Annotated in this window: 14 protein-coding genes; 10 read left to right on the top strand and 4 right to left on the bottom strand. The window is 67.0% G+C overall.

Annotated elements, in window-relative coordinates:
* Positions 1 to 216: 216 nt before the first annotated feature.
* On the top strand, positions 217 to 1,800 hold the full coding sequence (locus ACOYYX_RS00370; protein WP_422927953.1) for a hypothetical protein: 1,584 nt from the start codon (positions 217 to 219) through the stop codon (positions 1,798 to 1,800).
* A 12-nt stretch (positions 1,801 to 1,812) separates the two neighbouring features.
* On the opposite strand, the gene ACOYYX_RS00365 is transcribed toward ACOYYX_RS00370, so the two are convergent.
* The 3 genes from ACOYYX_RS00365 to ACOYYX_RS00355 all read right to left on the bottom strand — a co-directional run bounded on the left by ACOYYX_RS00365 (position 1,813) and on the right by ACOYYX_RS00355 (position 6,517).
* Positions 1,813 to 4,818: an FG-GAP-like repeat-containing protein gene (locus ACOYYX_RS00365; protein WP_422927952.1), complete on the bottom strand. Its 3,006-nt coding sequence runs from the start codon at positions 4,816 to 4,818 to the stop codon at positions 1,813 to 1,815.
* Positions 4,819 to 5,064: 246 nt separating this feature from the next.
* Positions 5,065 to 6,153 carry a DUF1559 domain-containing protein gene (locus ACOYYX_RS00360; protein ID WP_422927951.1) on the bottom strand — a complete coding sequence of 363 codons (1,089 nt, stop codon included), beginning with the start codon at positions 6,151 to 6,153 and terminating at the stop codon, positions 5,065 to 5,067.
* Positions 6,154 to 6,319: 166 nt separating this feature from the next.
* Positions 6,320 to 6,517 (bottom strand): hypothetical protein, encoded by a 198-nt coding sequence (locus tag ACOYYX_RS00355; protein WP_422927950.1) that lies wholly within the window; start codon positions 6,515 to 6,517, stop codon positions 6,320 to 6,322.
* A gap of 1,048 nt (positions 6,518 to 7,565) precedes the next feature.
* Between ACOYYX_RS00355 and ACOYYX_RS00350 the strand changes: the two genes are divergently transcribed.
* The 6 genes from ACOYYX_RS00350 (at position 7,566) to ACOYYX_RS00325 (ending at position 17,926) form a co-directional block, all read left to right on the top strand.
* Positions 7,566 to 8,201, top strand: a complete 636-nt coding sequence (locus tag ACOYYX_RS00350; protein ID WP_422927949.1) for a sigma-70 family RNA polymerase sigma factor — start codon at positions 7,566 to 7,568, stop codon at positions 8,199 to 8,201.
* 4 nt (positions 8,202 to 8,205) lie between these two features.
* A complete protein-coding gene (locus tag ACOYYX_RS00345; protein ID WP_422927948.1) occupies positions 8,206 to 11,727 on the top strand; it encodes a protein kinase domain-containing protein in 3,522 nt (1,173 codons plus the stop codon).
* Between the two features lie 274 nt (positions 11,728 to 12,001).
* Positions 12,002 to 12,775 carry a hypothetical protein gene (locus ACOYYX_RS00340; RefSeq protein ID WP_422927947.1) on the top strand — a complete coding sequence of 258 codons (774 nt, stop codon included), beginning with the start codon at positions 12,002 to 12,004 and terminating at the stop codon, positions 12,773 to 12,775.
* Positions 12,776 to 13,040: 265 nt separating this feature from the next.
* Entirely contained in the window at positions 13,041 to 15,053 is a 2,013-nt protein-coding gene (locus ACOYYX_RS00335; protein ID WP_422927946.1) for an alpha/beta hydrolase family protein, read from the top strand.
* 94 nt (positions 15,054 to 15,147) lie between these two features.
* Positions 15,148 to 16,848 (top strand): hypothetical protein, encoded by a 1,701-nt coding sequence (locus tag ACOYYX_RS00330; protein WP_422927945.1) that lies wholly within the window; start codon positions 15,148 to 15,150, stop codon positions 16,846 to 16,848.
* 76 nt (positions 16,849 to 16,924) lie between these two features.
* Positions 16,925 to 17,926 carry a nuclease-related domain-containing protein gene (locus ACOYYX_RS00325; RefSeq protein ID WP_422927944.1) on the top strand — a complete coding sequence of 334 codons (1,002 nt, stop codon included), beginning with the start codon at positions 16,925 to 16,927 and terminating at the stop codon, positions 17,924 to 17,926.
* 11 nt (positions 17,927 to 17,937) lie between these two features.
* Here ACOYYX_RS00325 and ACOYYX_RS00320 read toward each other — a convergent pair whose 3' ends face one another.
* Positions 17,938 to 18,747, bottom strand: a complete 810-nt coding sequence (locus ACOYYX_RS00320; protein ID WP_422927943.1) for a hypothetical protein — start codon at positions 18,745 to 18,747, stop codon at positions 17,938 to 17,940.
* Positions 18,748 to 18,981: 234 nt separating this feature from the next.
* On the opposite strand from ACOYYX_RS00320, the gene ACOYYX_RS00315 reads away from it, so the two are divergent.
* From ACOYYX_RS00315 to ACOYYX_RS00305, 3 genes are read left to right on the top strand one after another with little or no spacing between them, the layout of a single operon-like run.
* Positions 18,982 to 19,494 carry an RNA polymerase sigma factor gene (locus ACOYYX_RS00315; RefSeq protein ID WP_422927942.1) on the top strand — a complete coding sequence of 171 codons (513 nt, stop codon included), beginning with the start codon at positions 18,982 to 18,984 and terminating at the stop codon, positions 19,492 to 19,494.
* On the top strand, positions 19,464 to 20,042 hold the full coding sequence (locus ACOYYX_RS00310; protein ID WP_422927941.1) for a hypothetical protein: 579 nt from the start codon (positions 19,464 to 19,466) through the stop codon (positions 20,040 to 20,042). The genes ACOYYX_RS00315 and ACOYYX_RS00310 overlap by 31 nt, the downstream gene beginning before the upstream one ends.
* Entirely contained in the window at positions 20,039 to 21,574 is a 1,536-nt protein-coding gene (locus ACOYYX_RS00305; protein ID WP_422927940.1) for a hypothetical protein, read from the top strand. Before ACOYYX_RS00310 ends, ACOYYX_RS00305 begins: the two co-directional genes overlap by 4 nt.
* The last annotated feature ends 27 nt before the right edge of the window (positions 21,575 to 21,601 follow it).

The following is a 21,601-nucleotide window of genomic DNA, read 5'->3' as shown; positions in this document are numbered from 1 at the left end:
AGCCCGTCCGAGCTTTGCTGCTCATAACCCCTTTCGATTTCTATGGGCAGGGGATTTCGCGATTGATCTGTCGTGTTACAATTGTGAGAGGTCTTGGGCGCGGTGTTCGATGAGGGGGGACTCGGGTGATCGGGTCGAGGCTCCAGGGGACATCGTGCGCCCCGAGATCGTCCGCCTACGGCGCAGCGGCGTCGATCCTCGAATCAGGAGTCTCCGGTGATCATCGCAGATCGCTTGTCGGCAACGCACTTGAGGAAGTTGATCCGGGGACGACGACCTGGGCATCGGGCGCCGAGCCTGCTCCTGCTCTTGAGCCTGGCGGTGGGGCGTACGCTCATCGCCGAGCAACCGCCGGCGGACGAGGGCTCGATGCCCGTCCAGACCCAGTTGCAGATCCTGACGGACCTCAACATCGCCGAGCACGTCATCGAGCCCGAGCCGTTCACGGATTGGTGCAAGCCGGTCCTCATCGCGATCCGGGATCGTTTCCAGAAGGACAAGTCCAAGCGGGACGTCGTGCTGCAGATCACGCTTCACACGAAGGGAAAGCCCGACATCGAGCCGGCGGGGCGACCGGCCCTCTCCGACGCGGAGGTCAAAGAACTGACGGCCCTCGTGTCTGCGGAGAAGGCCCCGCATACGAAGCTGGTCGACTTCACCTTCCGGATCGAGGCGGCCGTGAACGGGGGTGTGGAGGACAAGTCCACGCCCCTGGTGCCGAAGCTGGAAGCGCCCGACGACCGCCGCTTCTCCGAGTTCAAGGCCGCCACGACCGAGCAGAGGCTGGCCATGCTGAAGGCCTGGGTGAGGGATGAGTCGATCCCGCTGCTGGCGGTCTTCTGCGGCGAGGCCGAGCCCAAGTTCGAAGGGGTGAGGAACCTCGGCAAGGCGCTCGAGAAGATCGAGCCGGGCCAGCCGATCGACGTCGCCGCCCTGACCGACCGCAACCCCGACTTCTGGCGGGCCATGATGGAGATGCAGGTGGGGAACTTGCTGGTCCCCTGCGCCCGGATCGCCCTGCATCTCGCCAACGGCGAGGTCGAGCAGGCCCGGCGTTGGCTCGAGATGGCTCCCTTTTTTGACAACGGCAAGACCGGGGCGAGCCGCTGGCTGGCGAACATGCGTCGATTCGTCATGCTCTTTGATAAGGATGTCAATGAACGAGTGCGTGAGGGTGTCGCGCTGCACGACAAGGGGAAGTACGAGGAGGCGTTGAAGATCTATGCGGATCTCCTGAAGTCCTATCCCGGATCGGCCTACGCCCGCTTCGAGCAGTTCCACACGCGGCGGACGCAGATCATGGAGGCGAAAGGTGGAATCGCCGAGGCCCAGGCCGACTGGCCCGAGGTCCACAAGGCGATCCTCGCGTGCGACCCGCTCTATCCCTCGGTGGCCCAGGCGAAGGGGAACGTCGAGGGCTACCGCGTCGGGCTGCGGATGGAGATCGACAAGCTGTTCAAGGATCGGGACAGGGCCGAGACCGACCTCGTCCGCTATGCCGACATCGCGCTCGACCTCGACGCCTACGGGTTCGCCGGGTTCCTGTACTGGAACGCCCTGACGAGGATCGAGCCCGAGGCCTATGGCAAGCGCGACCTCGTGGGTTACTTCCTCTACTGCCTCGACAGGCTCGGCGTCGAGAAGATCCGCGAGAACTTCGAGGGTTACGACGCGGCGGCGCTCGCGAAGATCGCCGCCGAGCGTCGCAAGGCGATGGAGGAGTCGCCGATGTACCGGCTCTTCCGGAAGGACGCGGAGGAGAAGAAAGGGGACGAACCCGAGCGGAAGGGGGATCGGTGATCGTTCCCGCGGTTACGGCTTCGCGAACCCTTCGAGCGGCTTCTCCTGGGGATCCCCCTCCCGGAGCCGATAGGCGGCGTCGGCGGGGATGTCCTTGTAGACGTCGACCTTCCCCGAAGGCCAGCGCACCTCAAGGGACTCGATCCGCTCGGCGGGGCCTAGGCCGACGTGGATGCGGGGGTCGTTGGCCGAGAGGAAGCTGCCGCCGCCGAAGCGCTGGGTGACCTGGCGATGGCCAGCGGCGGTCAGGGTGAGGCGGGCGCCGACGGCGTCGCGGTTGGAGCCCTGTCCCCCTTCGAGGTGGAAGAGGGCGAAATGGCCGGGCGTCGAGGCCCCCTCGTTGTGGAAGTAGGCCAGTGGGCTGTTCTGCGAGAGGATTAGGAGGTCGATGCGGCCGTCGTTGTCGAGGTCGCCGAGTGCAAGGCCCCGGCCGAGGCGCTGGACCTGCCAGGGGGAGCCCGCCCGGTCGGAGACCTCTTCGAGATGCCCGCCGGGGAGGCCGAGCAGGAGCTGCGCGGGCATGGCGCTCGGGATTGCCGGGCGGTAGTCGTTCACGTGGCCGTTGGCCGAGGCGACGTCGAGCCGGCCGTCGTTGTTGGCGTCGAGGAAGGCGAGGCCGAAGCCGAGCAGGTAGCGGCTCGGCGCGACCATCCCCACCACGGCCGAGTGATCGGCGAACTGGCCCGAGCCGAGGTTGCGGAAGAAGGTGGTCGACTCGCCGTAGAAGTTGGTGACGGCCAGGTCGATCAGGCCGTCGCCGTCGAGGTCCCCCGCGGCGACCCCCATGCCCGCCTGATAGCCCCCCGCGGCATTCGTGGCCACGCCGACCTCGGCCCCCTCCTCGCGGAAGCGGAAGCCGCCGAGGTTCTTGAAGAGGAAGTTGGCCGTCATATCGTTGGCGACGAAGAGGTCCATCTTGCCGTCGTCGTCGACGTCGGCCGCGACCACACCGAGGCCCCGGCCGTCCTTGTCGACGATCCCGGCCTCGGCCGTCACGTCGGTGAACGTGCCGCCGTCGTTGCGATAGACGCGGTCGGGCTCGGCCTCGAACGAGCGCGGGACGCAGTAGAGGTGTCGGCCCGGCTTGTCGGGGTCGGGGCAAGGCGGCGAGCTCACCGGGTCCCACTTGAGGTACTGGCAGACGTAAAGGTCGAGGTCGCCGTCATTGTCGAGGTCGGCGAAGGCCGAGGAGGTCGGCCAGCCCCGATCGCCCCCGAGCCCGACCTTGCTCGTGACGTCCTCGAAGGTGCCGTCCCCCTTGTTGCGGTAGAGGGCGTAGGCACGCCAGCGAGTGACGAAGAGGTCGGGGCGGCCGTCGTTGTCATAATCCCCCACGGTGACGCCGTGGCCGAAGCCGAGCCGATGGGCGATGTCCCCCGCCTTATCCGTGACGTCCTCGAAGGTGCCGTCCCCCTTGTTGCGATAGAGCCGATCCCCGACCGCCTGGGCCGCGGCCGAAGTCGAGCCTCCCGCGGAGGGGGCGAACCGACCCCCCTGCACCGCATAGACATCGAGCCGGCCGTCGCCGTCGAAGTCGAGCACCCCGACGCCCCCGCCCATCGTCTCTGGGAGCCGGCGCAGGTCGGTCTGGTCGTTGTCGTAGGTGAAGCGGAGGCCGACGGCCTCGGCGTCGTCGCGGAACGTGGGTATCGAGACGCTCTCCGTAGCCGATCCCGTCTTGGCCACGGGCCCGCGGGTCGAGACGGTCCTCACGATGCCTTCCGTGGTGGAGGGGAAGATGAGGCTGGCGAGCGTCTTGCCGGCGTCGTTCCCCTTGGCGGTCGAGGAGCCAGGGCTGGCGAGGCGCCCGAGGGCCGGTTGGATCTCGGGATCGTCGGGGACTTCGCGGGCCCGGAGGGTCCACCAGCCCTTGGCCTCGAAGCGTCGCCCGAGGGCCTCGGCCGTGCGGGCCAGCTCGACCGTTTGAGAGGTGTCGCCGGCGGCGACCGCGCCCATCAGCTTCTGGTAGACGTCCTTGGCCCGGTCGATCTCGGCCTTGCGGTGTCGGCAGGTCGCGAGCGTCTCGGATCGGCCGAGCTGGGCGGAGAGGTCGGCGAGGCGTCCCCAGGCGTTGGCGTCACCCGGCTCGAGCTCGACGCGTTGTTCCAGAGCCGAGAATTCCGCCTCGGCATCGCCCCGGAGGGCGGCGAACCGGGCCCGCAGCCCCGCGACTTCGGCGGGTCTGAACCGGTCGATGGGTAGGTGCTCGGCCGCGTGCTCGGCCGCGTCGGCGTGCCTCGAGTCGAGGGCCCAGGTCAGTCGGGCCTCGCATGTGTCGGGGTCATCGGGCCGTCTCGCCTCGCAACGCTTGAGCCAGGCATCGGCCTCGTCGAAGCGGCCTGAGCGCATGGCGAGGTTAGCCCGGCCGAGCCAGACGCGGTCATCCTCGGGGGCCTTCCGTTCCATCTGCTCGAGCGACTCCCGGACGGCCAGCACGGCGGCGGGCTGGGTCTCGATCAGCCAGTGCATGTGCAGGAGGGAGGCCTGGTTGCGGGCGGACCACCAGCGCGACTCGATCCGGCGGGCGATCTCGCGACACCTGCCCGTGTACAAGGCGAGCTGGTCGGCGAGGCGGCTCGCCTTCTCGCCGAGTTCGCCGGGGCCTTTGAGGGCGAGGGGCAGGCTCTCCTCGGCGACGGCCAGTCGGCCGTGGTCGAGGGCGAACTGGGCCCGCTCCAGCGCCGCGCGTGGGCTCATGACCGACTCGCGAGGGACCCGCTTCCACGCGGCCAGGGCAGGCTCGACGTGGCCGAGGCGGGCCTCGCAGACGCCCAAGGGGAACTCGACCTCGTCGCGCCCCGGCCATCGGGCCGAGAGCTTCGCCAGGCGAGCCTGCGCCGGCTCGTGGTACCCCTGGGCCATCTCGCGTTCAGCCTGGCTTAATTCCGCGTCGTAGCACCAGGCCTCGACGCCCCGGGCGAGTCCCCACCCCAGCGCCGCGAACACGGCCGAGGCCGCGACCACTCGGCGCGCGGTCCACCTGAACTTCTTGCGATCGAGCACGTCGTTTGCGCCCATGGCACGAGGACCCTGATCTCGAGCTGGGGGGAAGACCGTGCTTTCTTCTCCACTCTCCTCTTTAGGATGGCGCGAGGGTGGAAAAAGAGAAGCGGTGCCTCGGATTCGCATCTCGAATCCGAGGCACCGCTCTTGGGTAGATCAAATCGAAGCGATTAAAAAATTCGTCGCTTCATAAAATTTCGGGATGACGGATGGCGGGACCTGAACCTCGATCCAGGACCCGCACAATGCGCCCAACTCCGCTCAGAAAGCGTCGGAGCTGATGACTTCGCCGTTGGCCTTGGTGCCCAGGGCCCACCACGTGTTGATCGCGAGCGAGCTCTTGATGAAGCGGACGCTGCCGTCGCCCATCAGGACGTTCGCACCGCCGGAGTGATTGCTGGTGGCGTTGGTGATGTGCGAGTGGTCGGCCGAGTAAGTGCCACAGGTGTTGCAGCCGAACCGGCACTGGCCCCACTGGTACTTAGTCGAGGTCGGCGGGACGATGGTGTTGAACATCGTCATGGCCTCGGAGCCCCATGCCCAGTAGTAGCCGCGATTGGAGGCCAGGCCGGCGCCCGAGGTCGCCGTTGCGAAGGAGTTGGAGCAATTCTGCAGGGTCGTCATCGTGTCGGCGATATTCGAGTTCACGTCGTAGTACGTGTTCGCGCCGCTGATGTTGACGCCGGTCGCCCAGGGCTTGCGGATGTCGCCGCCGGTGCCCACGAGGCCTTCGCTGAAGGCGACGGTGTTCGAGGTGCCGTCGGTACAATCGGCAATGCCATAGGCGACGCTATAATAGAAGAGGCCGGTGCTACCCTGCTGTGAGACGCCGCAGGGGCTTGAGCTCGTCCCGCCGTCGGCGCGATCGCTCGTACCTTCGCTAGCGTAGTAGCTGTTGAAGAAGGTGCGGCCTGCGCCGCCGTCGGAGGGGCAGAGGAAGCTTGCGATTCGCGTGTTGGTGACGGTCGAGTTGTAAGCGAACGAGGGGCCCGAGATCGGGTCGAAGTAGAAGTTGGTGGCGTTGTAGAGCGCGGTCTGCTCGAGATAGCCCATCAGCAGACCCTGGGCGCTCCACCCCATCCACGCGATGCAGGCGTTGCCGTTGTCGCCGGGGTTGACCGTGTTCTTGGAGGCGGCGGCCCCCATCGGGAACGAGTTATTGGCGGTGTGGTAGTTGTGCATGGCCAACCCGATCTGCTTCAGGTTGTTGGTGCACTGCGAGCGGCGAGCCGCTTCGCGGGCCGCCTGGACGGCCGGCAGCAGCAAGGCGATCAAGACGGCGATGATGGCGATCACCACCAAGAGTTCGATGAGCGTGAAGCCCGACTTGACCCGCGTTCGAAGATGCATCGAATACCCCCATGTTGACGAGAATGAAGACCCAGACCCGAGGTGGCCCCGCACAGGAATTAAAAGATGCAATCACGAGGCCGAGAACACGTTTTGAAATCGAAAAATGGAGAGCTTTTAGAGTCGGATGGCGGCGAGCCGCCACATTTGCACAAGTCAGGAAGGCTTATCGCTTGCCCTTCTTGCTGTTTTTCATCTTCTCCCGGTAGAAGTCCATGGAGCCCTTGGCCTTGTCGGACGGCGGGGTGACCGGGCCTTCGGGGCCGCCCGACGAGCTGTCGCCGCAACCGATCAAGGAGAAGGGCAAGGCGATGGCCAGGCCCAGGAGGAAGACGAGCGTGCGGACGGTCGAAACGCGTTTCATCAGCATCCTCGATTGGCGTAAATCAGCCGTACACGACTTACGGTGGCGGTAGAATAGGCTGAGGAGCGGGCATCCCCTGGACGTATCAGGATGCGGAGACACCAACACCTCGACCCCGGGAACATGCACGAAGGGCCCTCGGCCCGAATCCCATCGGGTCCGGAGGCCTCCTGGATGCGTTCGGCCCGCGCGAATCGATCGAAGTCGGGCGATAATCGTGGATCGGTCGCAAAGCGGGGCTGGCGGATCGTGAGGAACCGAGGTGGATCGAAGTCGGGGGCGTTTGGAAGTCTTGACGGCTGCCCAATCGATTTCGAGATCGCTGGCGATCACCGAGATGCTGGGTGGCTTTCGACGCGCCTTGTCGGACCACTAGGTCGTCTCTCCTCATGCATCTCCTGCCAGATTCACCGAGACGGTGACGCTTATTGTTTCCGCGTATCGCGCGAGCTTGGACCTTTGCGCTTGACCCCCGGGCCAACTGGGCGGACCATGGCCGTGAGGGGGCGTTGGGCATTTCGGCCCTGGCCGGTCGCTACGTTGATGGAGGTACGGACCCGTGTCGTTCCGGAGATGGAAATGCCAAATCGACGGGGCGATAAGGCCCCTCCGACTCCGCCATCTACAAACGACGAGCCGCCCGCGTCCGGACGCATAGCGAGCGTACGTTCTGTTGTTTCTTCTAGAGTCGAGAAAGAGATACCATTGCACAAACTCCCATCAACGATCGCACAACTTTGTCGTGATGGGAGGACCCAGAGACGACGACTCATTTTCGATAGGGTCGTCTCTATAACCTGTATCCGGATATACCTCAATTCTCAAGACTATTGGCGGAACTTTTTCGGGAATTTACTCGCAATCTGGCGCCGGCAAGCATGCGGGGATGCCATTTAAGGAATTCGGTGGTTCTCGTATTTGTTTGGAAGGGCATCGGCCCCCAAAGTCATGCCGCGGGTTGAAGTAGAGGCGAGCGTCTATTGCCCGTGGACTTCTCGGGATATCGTCGATCAAAGTCCTAGGAGATTTCCGGAAGGTGAGGGGTGTCATGTCTCACGGGGGCGAGGGTGATGAGCTCTTGAATCGGGCCTCGGCCGGAGACATCTCGGCCCTGGCGGGGCTGTTCGAATTGTATCGGGCCCGCCTCGAGCAGATGGTCCGCCTGCGCCTCGATCGCCGGCTGCACGGGCGGCTCGACCCCGCCGACGTGCTGCAGGAGGCGTACCTCTGCGTCTCCCGAAGGTTTTCGGAGTACGTCGCCAAACCGGCGATCCCCTTCTACCTCTGGCTAAGATTGTTGACGGGGCAGACGCTGGTCGACCTCCACCGCCAGCACCTGGGGGCGAAGATGCGCGACGCCGCCCTGGAGATCTCGCTGCATCAGGGGGAAGTGTCCCGGGCATCCTCCGCGTCGTTGGCGGAGTTGCTCCTGGGACGGCTGACCTCGGCGAGCCGGGCGGCCATCCGGGTCGAGACGCAGAACCGGGTCCAGGAGGCCCTCAACGGCATGGACCCGATCGATCGCGAAGTCCTGGTGCTCCGCCACTTCGAGGACCTGTCCAACGCCGAGACCGCGTGCGTCTTGGGGATACAGGAGGCGGCGGCGAGCAAGCGCTATCTGAGGGCCTTGAAACGCCTCAAAGAGATCCTCAGCGACATGACGGCGGGCCCAGGAGGGGTATAGCGGGATGATGACCACGGACCTAGACTCGGGCCGCGACCCATTGGATGAACTCGCCGAGGAGTTCGCCGCACGCTACCGCCGGGGTGAGCGCCCTTCTTTGGCCGAATACGTTCAGAGATATCCGGAGCTCGCCGACGAGATCCGCGAGATCTTCCCCGCGCTCGTCATGCTCGAGGACGTCCGGCCCGGGACACTGTCCGGTGGCGGGGATCGGTGTCCCTCCGACCAGCTCCCCTTCCTCCGCCTGGGCGAGTATCGGATCGTCCGCGAGATCGGCCGGGGGGGGATGGGGGTCGTCTACGAGGCCGAGCAAGAGTCGCTCGGCCGTCGCGTGGCGATCAAGGTCCTGCCCCCCGGCGCGCTCGGCGACCCGAGGCAGGTCGAGCGTTTCCGCCGCGAGGCCCGCGCGGCGGCCCGGCTGCACCACACGAACCTCGTCCCGCTCTTCGGCGTCGGCGAGGAAGGGTCGACCCACTACTACGTGATGCAGTATATCGAGGGCTGTCCGCTCGACGACGTCCTCCGCCAGCTCCGCCGGCTCCGGGGAGAGTCGACGAACGGCGCGGCCCACTCCGCTGGCCCCGCTCCTGCGCCCGCCTCTCGCCCCGCCACGGCGGCGGCTTCCCAGTCGGGGCGAGCCGCCGTGGATGAGGGGCCGTCCGTCGCCGTCGCGGGCGGGAGCCTGTCCTCGGCCGAGGTCGCCCGCTCATTATGGACGGGGCAATTCCGCACCGTGAGCCGGCAAGGGCCTCCGGAGGGGACGCACTCCGACGCGTCTTCACGCCCGGATCTCTCGCCGGGGGGCTGCGGGGCGTCGACCGTCGCGGCGGCCCCCGAGTCGGGGCCGGCCCTCGCGAAGGTCGAGCCTCATCATGGCTCGTCGTCGGATCCACATCGGCCCTATCTCCGGAGCGTGGCCCACCTTGGCATCCAGGTGGCCGATGCGCTCGAGTACGCCGCCGGCCAGGGGATCTTGCATCGCGACGTCAAGCCGTCGAACCTGCTGCTGGACCGCTTCGGCACGGTCTGGCTCACCGACTTCGGCCTGGCCAAGGCGACCGGGACGCAGGACCTGACGCATACCGGCGACCTCTTCGGTACGCTCCGCTACATGGCCCCCGAGCGGTTCCAGGGGCGATCCGACATCCGGAGCGACGTCTACGCGCTGGGCCTGACACTTTACGAACTCCTGGCGCTCCGCCCCGCGTTCGACGACCGGGGGCAGGCGCAGTTGGTGCGGCACATCACCCTGGACGAGCCCCCGAAGCTCGATGCTCTCCACCTGAATCTCCCGCGCGACCTCATCACGATCGTCCACAAGGCCACGGCCAAGGACCCGGGCGATCGCTACCAGACGCCGGGGGCCCTGGCCGAGGACCTGCGCCGATTCCTGGAGGACCGGCCGATCCTGGCGCGTCGGCTCAACCTCGCGGAGCAGGCCTGGCGCTGGAGCCGACGCAGCCCGGCGGCCGCGGCCCTCGCGGCCCTGCTGCTGGTCCTGGCGGGGATGGCCGTCGTCGCCATGGTCCGGGCCCAGCAAGAGCGGCTCGAGCTGGCCGAGCGCCAGGCCAGGCTGCGGCTGGCGATCGTCGCGGCGATCGAGCAGGCGGGGATCCTGCGCAACAAGGGGCTCTGGGCCGAGGCGTCGACCGTCCTCTCGCACGCCGAGCTCCGGCTCGACGACGCCAGGGAGGGCGAACTCGAGCAGTCCCTCAAGTTCGCGCGGGCCGAGCTCGACCTCGTGACCGAGCTCGAGAAGAACCGGATGGACCACCGGATCGGGATCTTCGGCCAGAAGTCCGTGCGCGAGTCCGTGGCGAAGACGTATGGCGAGGCCTTCGACAAGGCCGGCTTCGGCGTGGCCGTGCCCGGGCAAGAGTTCGCCGTGGCGAGCCGGATCGACCAATCCAAGGTCAAAGACGCGCTGGTCGCCGCGCTCGACGACTGGGCCTTCGTGACCTCGGATCGGACCTTGCGTGAGCGGCTCTTGAGAGTGGCCCAACTCTCCGACAAGGGTAATAAGTGGAGCGGCCGCGCCCGGGATCCGGCGAACTGGGGGAATCGAGAGGCCCTCGAGGAACTCGCCCGGGACATCCCCGAGGACCACTACCCCTCGCCGCAACTCCTCTCAACCCTGGGCGTGCTGCTGCAAGAAGCCGGCGGAAATCCCGAGCCGCTCCTCCGCGCGGCCCAGCAGCGCAGGCCGGCCGATTTCTGGCTCAACTTCGAGCTCGGCATGCTCTTGCGCTCGACGAAGCCGAGAGAGGCCGTGGGATATGCCCGCGCGGCCCTGGTGGCCCGGCCCGAGAGCGGCATGGTCCACAACCTCCTGGGCATGGCCTTGTGGGCCGACCGTCGCCCGGGCGAGGCCAAGTTGGCCTTCCAGGACGCTATCAGGCTCGACTCGGAGACGGCCGCCCCTTACGCCAACCTCGGGGCGATCCTGACGAACGAGGGAAGGCTCCAGGAGGCCCTGGACGCTTGCAAGGAAGCCGTCAAACTCGATCCTCGCGGGGCCATCGGCTTCGAGAACCTCGGCAACGTCTACGCGAACCTGGGCCGGCCCGACGAGGCCCTCGCCGCCTTCCGCAAGGCCCTGGAGCTCGACCCCAGACTCCCGACCGGCTACAACAGCCTAGGCAACCTCTACCTCAAGCTCAACCGACGCGACGACGCGGTCGCGTCTTACCGCAAGGCGCTCGAGTTCAACCCCAGGTTCGCGGCCGCCCACCACAACATCGGCAACCACCTGGCTGACACGGGGCGGCCGGACGAGGCCATCGAGGCCTATCGGCGGGCGATCGAATTCGACCCGCCAGGGGTCATGGCCCACAAGGCCCTGGGAGAGACGCTGATCCGGCGAGGTCGCGACGCCGAGGCCGCCGCCGAGGCCAAGCGCTGGCTCCTGCACGAGTTCAACTCCGACCCGAAGGCCGCCGAGGTCCGCAACCAGTGGAAACGCGTCGAGCACCTGCTCGCGATCGACGCCAGGCTGCCGGCCATCCTCGAAGGCAAGGCCAGGCCGGCCGACCCCGCCGAAGAGCGCGAGATCGCGGGGTTCTGCCTCTTCTTCAAGAAGCAGTACGTGGCGGCCTCGCGGTTCTATGCCTCGGCCTTCACCGCCGAGCCCGACTTCAACGACGCCGCCCGGATGCGTGATCGATACAACGCCGCCTGCGCGGCGGCCCTGGCGGCAACCGGCCAGGGGGCCGATGCCGGCCGGCTCGACGAGCCCGCCCGTTCCGCCCTCCGCGAGCAGGCCCTCGGCTGGCTCCAATCCAACCTCGACGTCTGGATCAGGGCATCCCAGCAAGAGGACCCGATCGGGCGGAAGCAACTGGCCGAAGACCTCCGACACTGGCAGCGCGACTCCGACCTCGCCGGCATCCGCGACACCGCCGATCTCGCTCGCGTCCCCGAGCCCGAGCGCCTGGCCTGCCGGAGGCTCTGGGATGAAGTCGGCTCGCTCCTCGCCAGGGCCGAGAAGGAGCCGACAGCCCCCCCACCCTCGCCGACGGCGGACTGAAGCCGATCGATTGATGTAACGATGTCCGAACGCTGTTGAAGATGGTCTCGTTCGACCTCGCGCCGGATTTGGCCGAAGGGGGCTCGATCTGTGCGCAGGGAAACGGAATAATCCGAGAGGGGATGTCCATGGGGTGGGCCCGGCGGATCGCCTGGGCCCGAGGCCATCGTCCCATCCTTTCCTTTGAATTCGTGATTCCTGTTCCCGAAGTCGCGCCGAGCGTGCACCGACCGCATGGCCGGGTTGCCGGCATGCGGATGCCGAGGAGAGACCGATGACATCGAATCTGCCCGATCCCAATGTACCGCCGGCGTCGAGCCCGTCGGAATTGTCACCAGCCCCCACGCCGGCGCCTGCCGGCCGCAAGGGCTTGCTCCTGCTTGTCGCCCTGGTCGCCGGGATCGTCGCCTCGGGTGCGTCATGGAAGGCGAGCGAGGTCTTCGGGACTCGGTTCCAGGCCGGCGACCCCAATCTGGGGCCGATGCAGGCGGTGATCGACAACGACTCGTTGAACAAGGCCGACGCCAAGAATGGGGCCATCTCCTACGGGATCCAGGGGGCGGTCCTCGGCTTGCTGCTTGGCCTGGCCGGCGGCATCGCCCGAGGCTCCGCGCGCGGCCTGGTGACCGGCGGTGTCGTCGGCCTCGTCCTTGGAGGAGCCTTGGCGGCTCTCACGTCCATCGCCCTGATCCCGATGATCTTGCGGCACATCGATTCTTCCACGGACGACCTCATCCAACCGCTCCTGGCCCATTCGGGACTCTGGGCCCCGATCGGCGCGGCCGCCGGCCTGGCGCTCGGCCTCGGCTACGGGGGCGGGAAGAACCGGATGCTGGCCGCCCTGGGAGGCGGGATCGCCGGGGCCATCCTCGGCGTGATCATTTATGAGGTCCTCGGGGCCTCCGTCTTCCCGCTCGACAAGACGAGCCAGCCCGTCGCCGCCTCGGCCAACGCTAGGCTCGCCGCGCACGCCTTGCTCGGCATCTTCGCGAGCCTGGGAGCCGCGCTCTTCGCCGGGACCGCCGGGGCCTCGGCGGCGAAGCGCTGAGATGTGAAGCTGTGCTGGTATTCCTGGGATGGATCTCCATCCCTGCGTTCATATCCCCGCGAGGGTGTCGGTGCTTGGCATCGACGCCCTCGCGTCATTTCGCGATGGGAAGGGGATTGCGAGGCGTCCGCCGGCTGCCTGTTGTGTCGGGCTCCGCGTCCGATAGACTCCGGGTGATGCTCTATCCTGCACGAATCGCGGAGGGCCATCCGGCTCGCCTGGCCGGCGACCCGACGCGAACGACCCGAACGGGCGCGAGGTGCCGATGGGACGACTGCGTGTTTGGGGCCTGCTGACCTGGGGCCTGGGCTTCCTGACAACGACGGTGGGCCTGGCCGAGGAACCCCCCCCGCCCTTCGCCGAATACTTCCGGGTGGAGACGGAGAAGCTCGCGTCGCGACCGCTCGCCGGGATCGACTCGGCCGAGGCCTGGAAGGCGAAGCGGCCCGAGCTCCAGCGCCAGCTCCGCGAGATGCTCGGCCTCGAGCCGCTCCCCGAGCGTGCCGACCTCCAGGCCAGGGTCACCGGGACGCACGAGCAGCCCGACTTCGTCGTCGAGAACGTCGTCTTCCAGTCGAGCCCCGGACTTTATGTGACCGGGAACCTCTATCGGCCCAAGTCGGTGCCTAAACCGATCCCGGCGATCCTCTACGTCTGCGGCCACTTCAAGGTCGAGAAGGACGGGGTCATCTACGGCAACAAGACCCACTACCAGCACCACGCGGCCTGGTACGCGGCCAACGGCTACGTCTGCCTGATCCTGGACACGCTCCAGCTCGGCGAGTTGCCGGGCCTGCACCACGGCACCAATCGCGAAGCCATGTGGTGGTGGCTCTCGCGCGGCTATACGCCCGCCGGGATCGAGGCCTGGAACGGGATCCGGGGGATCGACTATCTCATCTCTCGCCCCGAGGTCGACGCCACCAAGATCGGCGTCACCGGGCGCTCCGGCGGAGGCGCCACGAGTTGGTGGGTGGGGGCCCTCGACGACCGGGTCGCGGCCGTCATCCCTGTCGCCGGCATCACCGACCTCCGCAACCACGTCGTCGACGGCGCGGTCGAGGGGCATTGCGACTGTATGTACATCAACAACACGTACCGCTGGGACTATAATCTCCTGGCCGCCCTCGTCGCCCCCAAGCCGATGCTGGTCGAGAACACGGACAAGGACCCGATCTTCCCCGAGGACGGCGTCCGTCGCATCTACGCCTCGCTCGAGAAGGTCTACGGCTGGTACGGGGCCTCGGATAAGCTCGGGCTCGTGATCGGAAAAGGGGGGCACGTCGACTCCGAGGAGATCCGTCACCCATCATTCGCTTTCATGAACAAGTGGCTCAAGAACACGGATGCGAAGGTCCTGGAGATCCCCCGGCCCGTGCCGATGGAGTCGTTGAAGGTGCTCGCGCCGAACGAGGTCCCGGCGGGGGTGCGGAACGCGACCATTCACGAGGCCTTCCTGCCTTTGGCCGCGACGCCCGACGTGCCGAAGACCCTCTCCGCCTTGACCCAGCGTCGCGACCTCTGGCTCCACGACGTCAAACGCCTCGTCTTCGCCGGCTGGCCCGCCGACTCGGAGGTCGTCCCGCTCGACGCCAAGGCGAGGCCCGAGACCAAGGAAGGAGGCGACCTCCTCCGCGGCTTCGACTATACCTCGCAGCCGGGCGTAAGGCTGACGCTCTGGATCCTGATGCGCGAGGAGACGAAATCGCCGAAATCGTGGCATGTTCACGTCTCAACGGATAACCGCTGGAGCGGGGCCGCGACCGCCCCGGCTCTGCGCGAGGCCTTCGGCCGCCCCGGCGAGGGGGAGGCCCTGGTGATCGTCACGCCCAGGGGGTTGGGGCTCGAAGGTCAGGGGGAGAAGAGGGACACGCACGTCCGCCGTCGGTTCGGCCTGCTCGGTCAGACCCTGGCGGGCATGCAGGCGTATGACGTGCGTCGCGCGTTGGAAGTCCTCCGCACCCAGGCCGCCCTCGGCGCCGATCCCGCGATCACCCTCGAAGGCCGGGGCCAGGCAGCATCTTTGGCTCTCTGGGCGGCGGTCTTCGAGCCGGAGGTCGACACGGTCAAGCTCGTCGACCCGCCCGCGACCGTTCGCGACGGCCCGGCCTTCCTGAACCTCGAGCGCGTCGTCGGGATGCCGCAGGCCGTGAGCCTCGTCGCCCCGAGGAAAGTGCAGCTCACGGTGCGAGACCCATCGGCCTGGCGCTGGGATTTCGATCTGAAGGAGGCCCTCGGGAAAGAGGCGGACTGGCTCGAGATCCGGGATCGGCCCTGAGCGTCGATCCAGGAAGAGTCTCGGGAACATTCTCGGGAAAAGGGGTCATAGATACCTGGGGATAGGGGGAGCTGCTCCACGTCGACGAGGTGGAATGACCATGGGTCTGATCCACGGATTGCTCACCACCGAGGCCTGGTCGAAGGCGTTCCACGCGGGCATCCTCGACGCGCTCAGGATCGCCGAGCAGACTCGGCTCGACCTGAAGATCGACCGCGGCGTGATCGAGGGGGTGGCTGCCTCGCGATACTTGCTGGAGGTGCTGGACCGCCAGGGGCGGCATGCCGAGAAGGAGGCCGCGAAGGGGTACGGCCGGCATCGATGGCTCTGGTACCTGCGGAGCCTCCCCGACGCGATCTTCGACGGCCACGTCGATACGATTAGCCCCTTGAACCGAGGGCTGGCCGAGGTCATCGCCACGCGAGGCGCGGGCCCGGAGAAGGCCCTGGGCGTCCCGGCGGAGGACGGCTCGTTCCCATTCGATGGCGCATCGGCCAAGCGGATCGCCTGGGTCTGCGGCTTCGCCTGGGGAGTCGCCCTGGCCCAGACCCAGTTCCGGGTCGTCGGCAAGGGGGGAAAGCTCATCTTCGACGAGCGTCGGCCGGGCATCGCGTTCCCGCTCGCACGGGTCGTCGACGATGGGCAACTCATGAAGCAACTCCTCACCTTCGATGCACGCAATGGCTCGAGGAGGCTCTTCACGAGGCTGGGCGTCCCCGTCGACGAGTTCAGGCCCGCCAACCCGGACTGGAATTTCCATTTCTTCCTGCTCGAGAAGGTCATCGGCATCCACGGCACCGCGCTGGCCACGGATCCGGGTCCGCACTTGCCCCAGGCCCTCTCCACGCGGTTCCGACCGAACCTGATGCCGGGTCGGCAGGTGATCGAGATGCTCTCGGATCGGCACGTCCACGGGGCGATCACCTGGAGCCCCGAGGTCCCGAGCCTGATCGCGATGCTCAGCCTGGTGGCCTATCTCTCCGCGACCGACTCCGTGGCTCATATGCAGATGCAACAGAGGGGGTTCATCCTCGTCGATCGCGACGAGTTCGACGCCTTGCTGGAAAAGAGGCGCAGCGAGGGCGCCGACTTGATGAAGGTGCTCGACCTCTTCCCCGACCCCAGACCCGGCGTCCCCCTGAGCGATCGGCTCCTCGAGATCGAGGGGACGCTGACCCCCTATCGCCCCGGGCCCGTGGCCTTCAAGGCGGAGGGCCGCACCCTGGGGCTCGACCCCTACAACGCGACCCAGCGGTTGGTGACCCTCCTGGAGTTTCCCAAGGTCAGCGGCGATTCCGTGCGAGTCCGGGGCGACGCCTTCGAGGCGAAGGTGCAGGAAACCATCGACAAATCGCCCTGGGCCCCTCCCCCGGAGGTGAAGAAGCTCGTCGGCCGCCACTTCAAGGTCGACGGCAAGAGGTTGGGCGAGGTCGATGCCTTCGGCGCCAGAGATGGGACGCTCCTGCTCGTATCCTGCAAGAGTTTTATCTACAACCTCGAGTATGACCAGGGTGTCCATTCCGAGATCCGCAACGTTCAGAGCAAGCTGAAGGAGTCGATCGAGCAGTTCGAGCGGCTCGAGGCCTACTTCACCGAGTTCCCCGCGAAGTCGGGAGAGTACGACCTCTCGGCCTACGACCGTATCTGCATCGTGGTCGTCACCCCGCAGCCGATGTACGTGACCGAGCCGCTCCTGTCGCAGATGGCCTTGCCGGGCTTGCGGACGTGCTCCGGGTTCGAGGAGTTCCGCGACTGGCTGCGGGAGGCAGATGGCGCCGGGGACTTCGACGGCTGACGACCTGTTCGCGGCGATGCCCGCCCGTTATGCTGCGAGATCCTGAAATCTTCGAAGGGGTCGATCGGAGCGAACGGTGACGGGATTCTTCAACCGCATCAGGCAGTGGTCCGAGATCAGGAAAATCCAGCCCGTCGCCGAGGAGCCCGACGTGACCGGCGGGCGCGACGGCGAGCAACTCCTGAAGCAGTTGATCGGCAAGTCGTTCCCGTTCAAGGGGGCCCAGCTCTTCGCGGGGCGGCGGATCCCGTCGAAGCGGCAGGGGAGGCGCCGGGAGATCGACCTGATCGTCTGCACGCCGCAGATGATCCACCTGATCGAGATCAAGAACTGGTCGGGTCAGCTCGACGTCCGCAACGGCCACTGGCGGCAGACCAGGCGCAGCGGCGAGGTCGTCGATCACGGCAACCTGCTCGAGTCCAACGACCTCAAGCGCGACGCGGTCGTTGAATATCTCGAGGACCGCGGCGTCAAGTTCGACGGGACGTTCGGCCGCGACAACATCGTCGCCAAGGTCGTGTTCATGAATCCGAACCTCCAGGTCGAGCCGGCGGTCGAGGCCCGGGAGGATGTCATCACGCGCAGGGAACTCGAAGGCTATCTCGGCGGTTCGCCCAAGAAGGGCTTCGCCGAGGCGATGTTCTCGTCGCTGATCGAGTCGTGCCTGAATGCCGAGGCCCGCGTCTTGCAGGCGGTCCAGGGCCGCAAAGGTGCGGCCCCTTACGAGAAGATCGTGAAGCTGATCGCCGAGACGGGGACCTGGGACCAGTTGCATTTCTACGGCAGCAAGGTCGTGGCGGGGGACCTCGCGGTGATGAAGGTGGGGCCGAAGGTCTATCGCGAGACCGACCTGATCGCCTTGGCGGGGGGCCGGCCGATCCGCCTCCACTGGACCCGGCACTGGTTCTGGGCCCTGGCGAAGATCATCACCGGCCTGGGATCGCTGGGCAAGATCGTGATCGGCAAGGAACGACTCCCCGCGAACCCCGGCGACACCGTGACCTTCCACGCCGTCGGCGAGCGCGAGTCCCAGACGTATCGGCTCGTCGAGATCGTCCAGATCGACGTCGGCCCCTGAGCTCGGGCGGATCAGTCGAGGAAGGCGACGTTCCTCATCGCCTTGGCCTGGTTCTCGGTGTTCATGACGACCTTGTGCCAGCCGTCGAGGACGATCGTCTTGTGGTCGGCGTGGCGGACGCGGCCTCGCACGTAGACCCCCGGGTTGCGGCGGAAGAGCTGCCAGTTCCAGGATTTGGCCTTGGGGGTGTGCACGAGCAGGCGCTGATACTGGGCGGGCGTGATGCCGTTGGGATGCCTGGAGCAGACATAGACGGCCTCGCCCCCGGTCCGGTAGCAGAACTCGGTCCAGTGCGGCTTGCCGCCGTTGCCCCGGCGGAGCGGCTCGTTGCGGCGGACCAGCTTCTCATCGACGACGAAGCCCGGCTCCGGCAGGAAGAACCACTCCCCCTGGCGCCAGTAGGCGGCGTTCTTGCGGCGGTTCCCCTCCCTGGATCCGAGCTTCTTGCGCCCCTGGGCGGAGCGGACCTCGGCCGGCTTGAGGGCCTCCTTGGCCTGGAGGACGGTCCCGACCGGGGCCGACTCAGGGATCGCGGCGACGAACCAGTGGCGCTCGTCGTGGCCGCAGAGGAACTTGCGCTTCTCGTCATTCTCGCGGACGAGCAGGAGCAGGTGGCGATCGCCCCCCTGGACGTCCAAAACCGAGACCTCGGGGTCGGTCGCGGCGGGGTGGCGGACCTCGAAGAACTCCCCCTCGTCGTCGGAGCGGACGTCCAGGACGAGCGGGCCGGAGGTCGTCTGAAAACGGCGAGGCCTCTGGGGCGTCACCTTCAGCCTGGCCCCGATCCGGGCGAACTTGCTTGAGAGATTCGTGCTATTCATTGATGTGCCTCCATTGCCAGGGGAGACACCCGCCGATGCGACCGGGTTCGGCCCTTTCGCGAGCCGGCCGCGCAGGCCAGGATGGTGCAGGATCCGGCCTGCGCCGAGTCCCATGACGGCGCAAGGAGATAGGGCGGGTTCGAGGCCTCCGGAGAAAATTCCTGGGATGGCCCCTCTCGGCCGGCGTCTTGGTGTCGGAAGCGGGAGATTTTGACCCGACGGGGCGAAGGTCGAATGGATTTGGAGTTGCTGGGGCAATTGCTCGACCGGCATGCGGCCGCCCTGGAGCTTTACGCTCGACAGTGGTGCGTCGCTCCCGAGGACGTCGTGCAAGAGGCCTTCCTGAAGCTCGCCGGGCAACGTGTTGCGCCCGACGAGCCCCTGGCCTGGCTCTTCCGCGTGGTGCGGAACGGGGCCATCAGCGCGGCGAGGTCGTCCCGGAGGCGGATCCAGCACGAGGCCCAGGCTGCGGCCGGGGCTCGTGCCTGGTTCGAGCCGCCGGGCGATGGCCCGTCGAAGTTAAACGCGCTCGATCCCGAGGCGGCGGCCTCGGCCCTCCTCGGCTTGCCGATCGAGCAGCGCGAGGTGATCGTCGCGCATCTCTGGGGCGGCCTGACCTTCCAGCAGGTTGGCGAGGTCGTCGGCAGTTCGTCGAGCTCGGCGCATCGGCTTTATGCCTCGGGGCTCGCGGCCCTGAGAGAACGCTTGGGGGTCCCATGTCCGAAAACCCGATCGACCCGGAACTGAAGGCCGTCGAGTCGGCGCTGGCCGATCTCGTGCCGGCTAAGAGCCATATCGACCGCGATCGCTTGATGTTCCAGGCCGGGCTGGCCTCGGCAAAGAACCAGTCCCCTGCCCTCGGGTTCTCGCTCGTCCAGGGCCGGCCCCGCTGGCTCTGGCCCGCGATCGCCGCGGGGCTGGGGGCCCTGGCCTGCGGCGAGGGGGTGATGCTGGCGACCCGCAAGCCCGAGGTCCGCGTCGTCGAGCACGTGGTCGTCGTGCGAGAGCCCGCGAAGGCCGAGGCCCTCTCCCCGGCCCCGTCCAGCGTCGTGATCCTGAGCCATTCCCCCGAGCCGAGCCTGCGGGACTTCAACCCCTCGCCGATCGGCGAATCCGATGCGCTCCGGCTCCGTCGTCAGATCCTGAAGTTCGGCGTCGACGAGATGCCCGAACGACGCCCGCTCCTGACCGACTCCGGCGGCGACGCCGAGCGGCCGGACAAGACGCCACTCTTCCCCGGTGTTCTCCGTCGTCCTGATTATGAAAAGATCATCGATTCTGGAGGATCTTCATGAGCGTTGACTTTCATCCGTGCTCCCTCGCTCCTCGCGGGAGGAAGCCCGGCCGATGGGCCCTGGGGCTTTGCGCGAGCTTCATCGCCACGATTTTTGTGGCGGCCCCTTCCTTCGGGCAGCCCCCTTTGTCGCCCCCCAAAGTCATCGTGATCCGTCCCGCCGCCGAGCCGGTGCCGGCCCTCAAGTACCGGCTCACGTATGAGGCGCCGGAGCAGGTCGCGGGCAATGCCGTGGTCTTCTACCATCGCGCACTCGAGCTGTATTTGCATCGCCGGGCGAACGAGAAGAAACCCGGCGAATCCGTGGAGGACCGCATCTCTGACTGGCTCAAACTCCCGAACCGCGACTTCCCCCGCGACCAGGCGAAGGAAGCCCTCCAGGATGCTCGCAACTTCCTCAACGAGGTCGAGCTTGGGACGAAGCGCGAGGATTGCAACTGGGAGTTCACGCATCGCGACGAGGGCTTCGCACTCCTGCTCCAGGACATCCAGGATACCCGGTCGCTCGCCCGCTTCGTCGCGCTCCAGATCCGCCTTGAGGTGGTGGAGGGGCGGGTCGATCAGGCGATCCGCTGGCTCAGGGTCGGCTTCGTGTTCGCCCGGCACGTCTCCAATGGGAACTCGGCGATCCAGTCGCTGGTGGGCACCGCCATCGGCCGCATGATGATGATGGAGATGGAGCATCTGATCCAGGTCCCGGGGGCGCCGAACCTCTGCTGGGCCGTGGCGGGACTGCCCCGGCCGTTCATCGACAAGGATCCCGCGATCATGGGTGAGCGGTACATGCTCGAGCGCGAGATCCCCGGCCTTCGCGAGGTCGACTCCGACGTCTGGAGCCTGGAGAAGGCCAGGGCTTTCACCACGACCTTGCAATCGTTCCTGGGGATGCTCAACCACACATGGGCGGCCGCCATGGTGAATTCGAATGGCCTGGAGGTTTCGGAGACGCCGAGCATGGACGACTGGGGGAAGCGTGTGGTCATGGCCACCATGATCGCCCGATCCTACCCCGAGGCCAAGCGATCTCTGATCGCCGAGGGGCGGCCCGCCGCGCGGGTCGAGGCGATGCCGGCCATCCAGGCGGTCACGCTCTACTCGATGAACCTTTATGTGAAATCGCGTGATGACCTGTTCAAGTGGCTGGCCATGCCGTATCCGCTGGCATACCGGGGTCTGGAAGAGGCGGAGAGGCGGTATTCCAGGATGACGTCGACATCGCAACTGGGCATCCCCTTCGGCGCCATCCTGCCGGCCATGCGGGCCTTCCTCTCGGCGTCGGCCCGCTCCGAGCGGCACCTCTCCGCGCTCGAGGTGATCGAGGCGATCCGCCTGTACGCCGCCTCGCACTCCGGCAAGCTGCCCGCGAGCCTGGACGAGATCACCGAGGCCCCCATCATGCCAGATCCGGCGACGAACAAGCCGTTCGAGTACAAGCTCGATGGGAACACGGCGACCCTGTCCGCCCCCGCGATCCCCGGCGAGTCACCGAGCGACTACAACACCCTCCGCTATCAGCTCAAGCTCGAGAATTAATCGATCACGTCTTGATCCAGCTATGAG

This window comes from Singulisphaera chitinilytica (genome assembly GCF_049331405.1).
Classification (GTDB): Bacteria; Planctomycetota; Planctomycetia; order Isosphaerales; family Isosphaeraceae; genus PoT.
This window is presented reverse-complemented; position numbering and strand designations above follow the sequence as displayed.

What these genes read in the sequence shown, in the direction of transcription:
- ACOYYX_RS00305 (WP_422927940.1), top strand. Translation starts at nt 20,039, where the DNA reads ATGAGCGTTGACTTTCATCCGTGCTCCCTCGCTCCTCGCGGGAGGAAG.
- ACOYYX_RS00335 (WP_422927946.1), top strand. Translation starts at nt 13,041, where the DNA reads ATGGGACGACTGCGTGTTTGGGGCCTGCTGACCTGGGGCCTGGGCTTC.
- ACOYYX_RS00315 (WP_422927942.1), top strand. Translation starts at nt 18,982, where the DNA reads ATGGATTTGGAGTTGCTGGGGCAATTGCTCGACCGGCATGCGGCCGCC.
- ACOYYX_RS00340 (WP_422927947.1), top strand. Translation starts at nt 12,002, where the DNA reads ATGACATCGAATCTGCCCGATCCCAATGTACCGCCGGCGTCGAGCCCG.
- ACOYYX_RS00355 (WP_422927950.1), bottom strand. Translation starts at nt 6,517, where the DNA reads ATGAAACGCGTTTCGACCGTCCGCACGCTCGTCTTCCTCCTGGGCCTG.
- ACOYYX_RS00310 (WP_422927941.1), top strand. Translation starts at nt 19,464, where the DNA reads ATGTCCGAAAACCCGATCGACCCGGAACTGAAGGCCGTCGAGTCGGCG.
- ACOYYX_RS00360 (WP_422927951.1), bottom strand. Translation starts at nt 6,153, where the DNA reads ATGCATCTTCGAACGCGGGTCAAGTCGGGCTTCACGCTCATCGAACTC.
- ACOYYX_RS00330 (WP_422927945.1), top strand. Translation starts at nt 15,148, where the DNA reads ATGACCATGGGTCTGATCCACGGATTGCTCACCACCGAGGCCTGGTCG.
- ACOYYX_RS00365 (WP_422927952.1), bottom strand. Translation starts at nt 4,818, where the DNA reads ATGGGCGCAAACGACGTGCTCGATCGCAAGAAGTTCAGGTGGACCGCG.
- ACOYYX_RS00345 (WP_422927948.1), top strand. Translation starts at nt 8,206, where the DNA reads ATGATGACCACGGACCTAGACTCGGGCCGCGACCCATTGGATGAACTC.
- ACOYYX_RS00350 (WP_422927949.1), top strand. Translation starts at nt 7,566, where the DNA reads ATGTCTCACGGGGGCGAGGGTGATGAGCTCTTGAATCGGGCCTCGGCC.
- ACOYYX_RS00320 (WP_422927943.1), bottom strand. Translation starts at nt 18,747, where the DNA reads ATGAATAGCACGAATCTCTCAAGCAAGTTCGCCCGGATCGGGGCCAGG.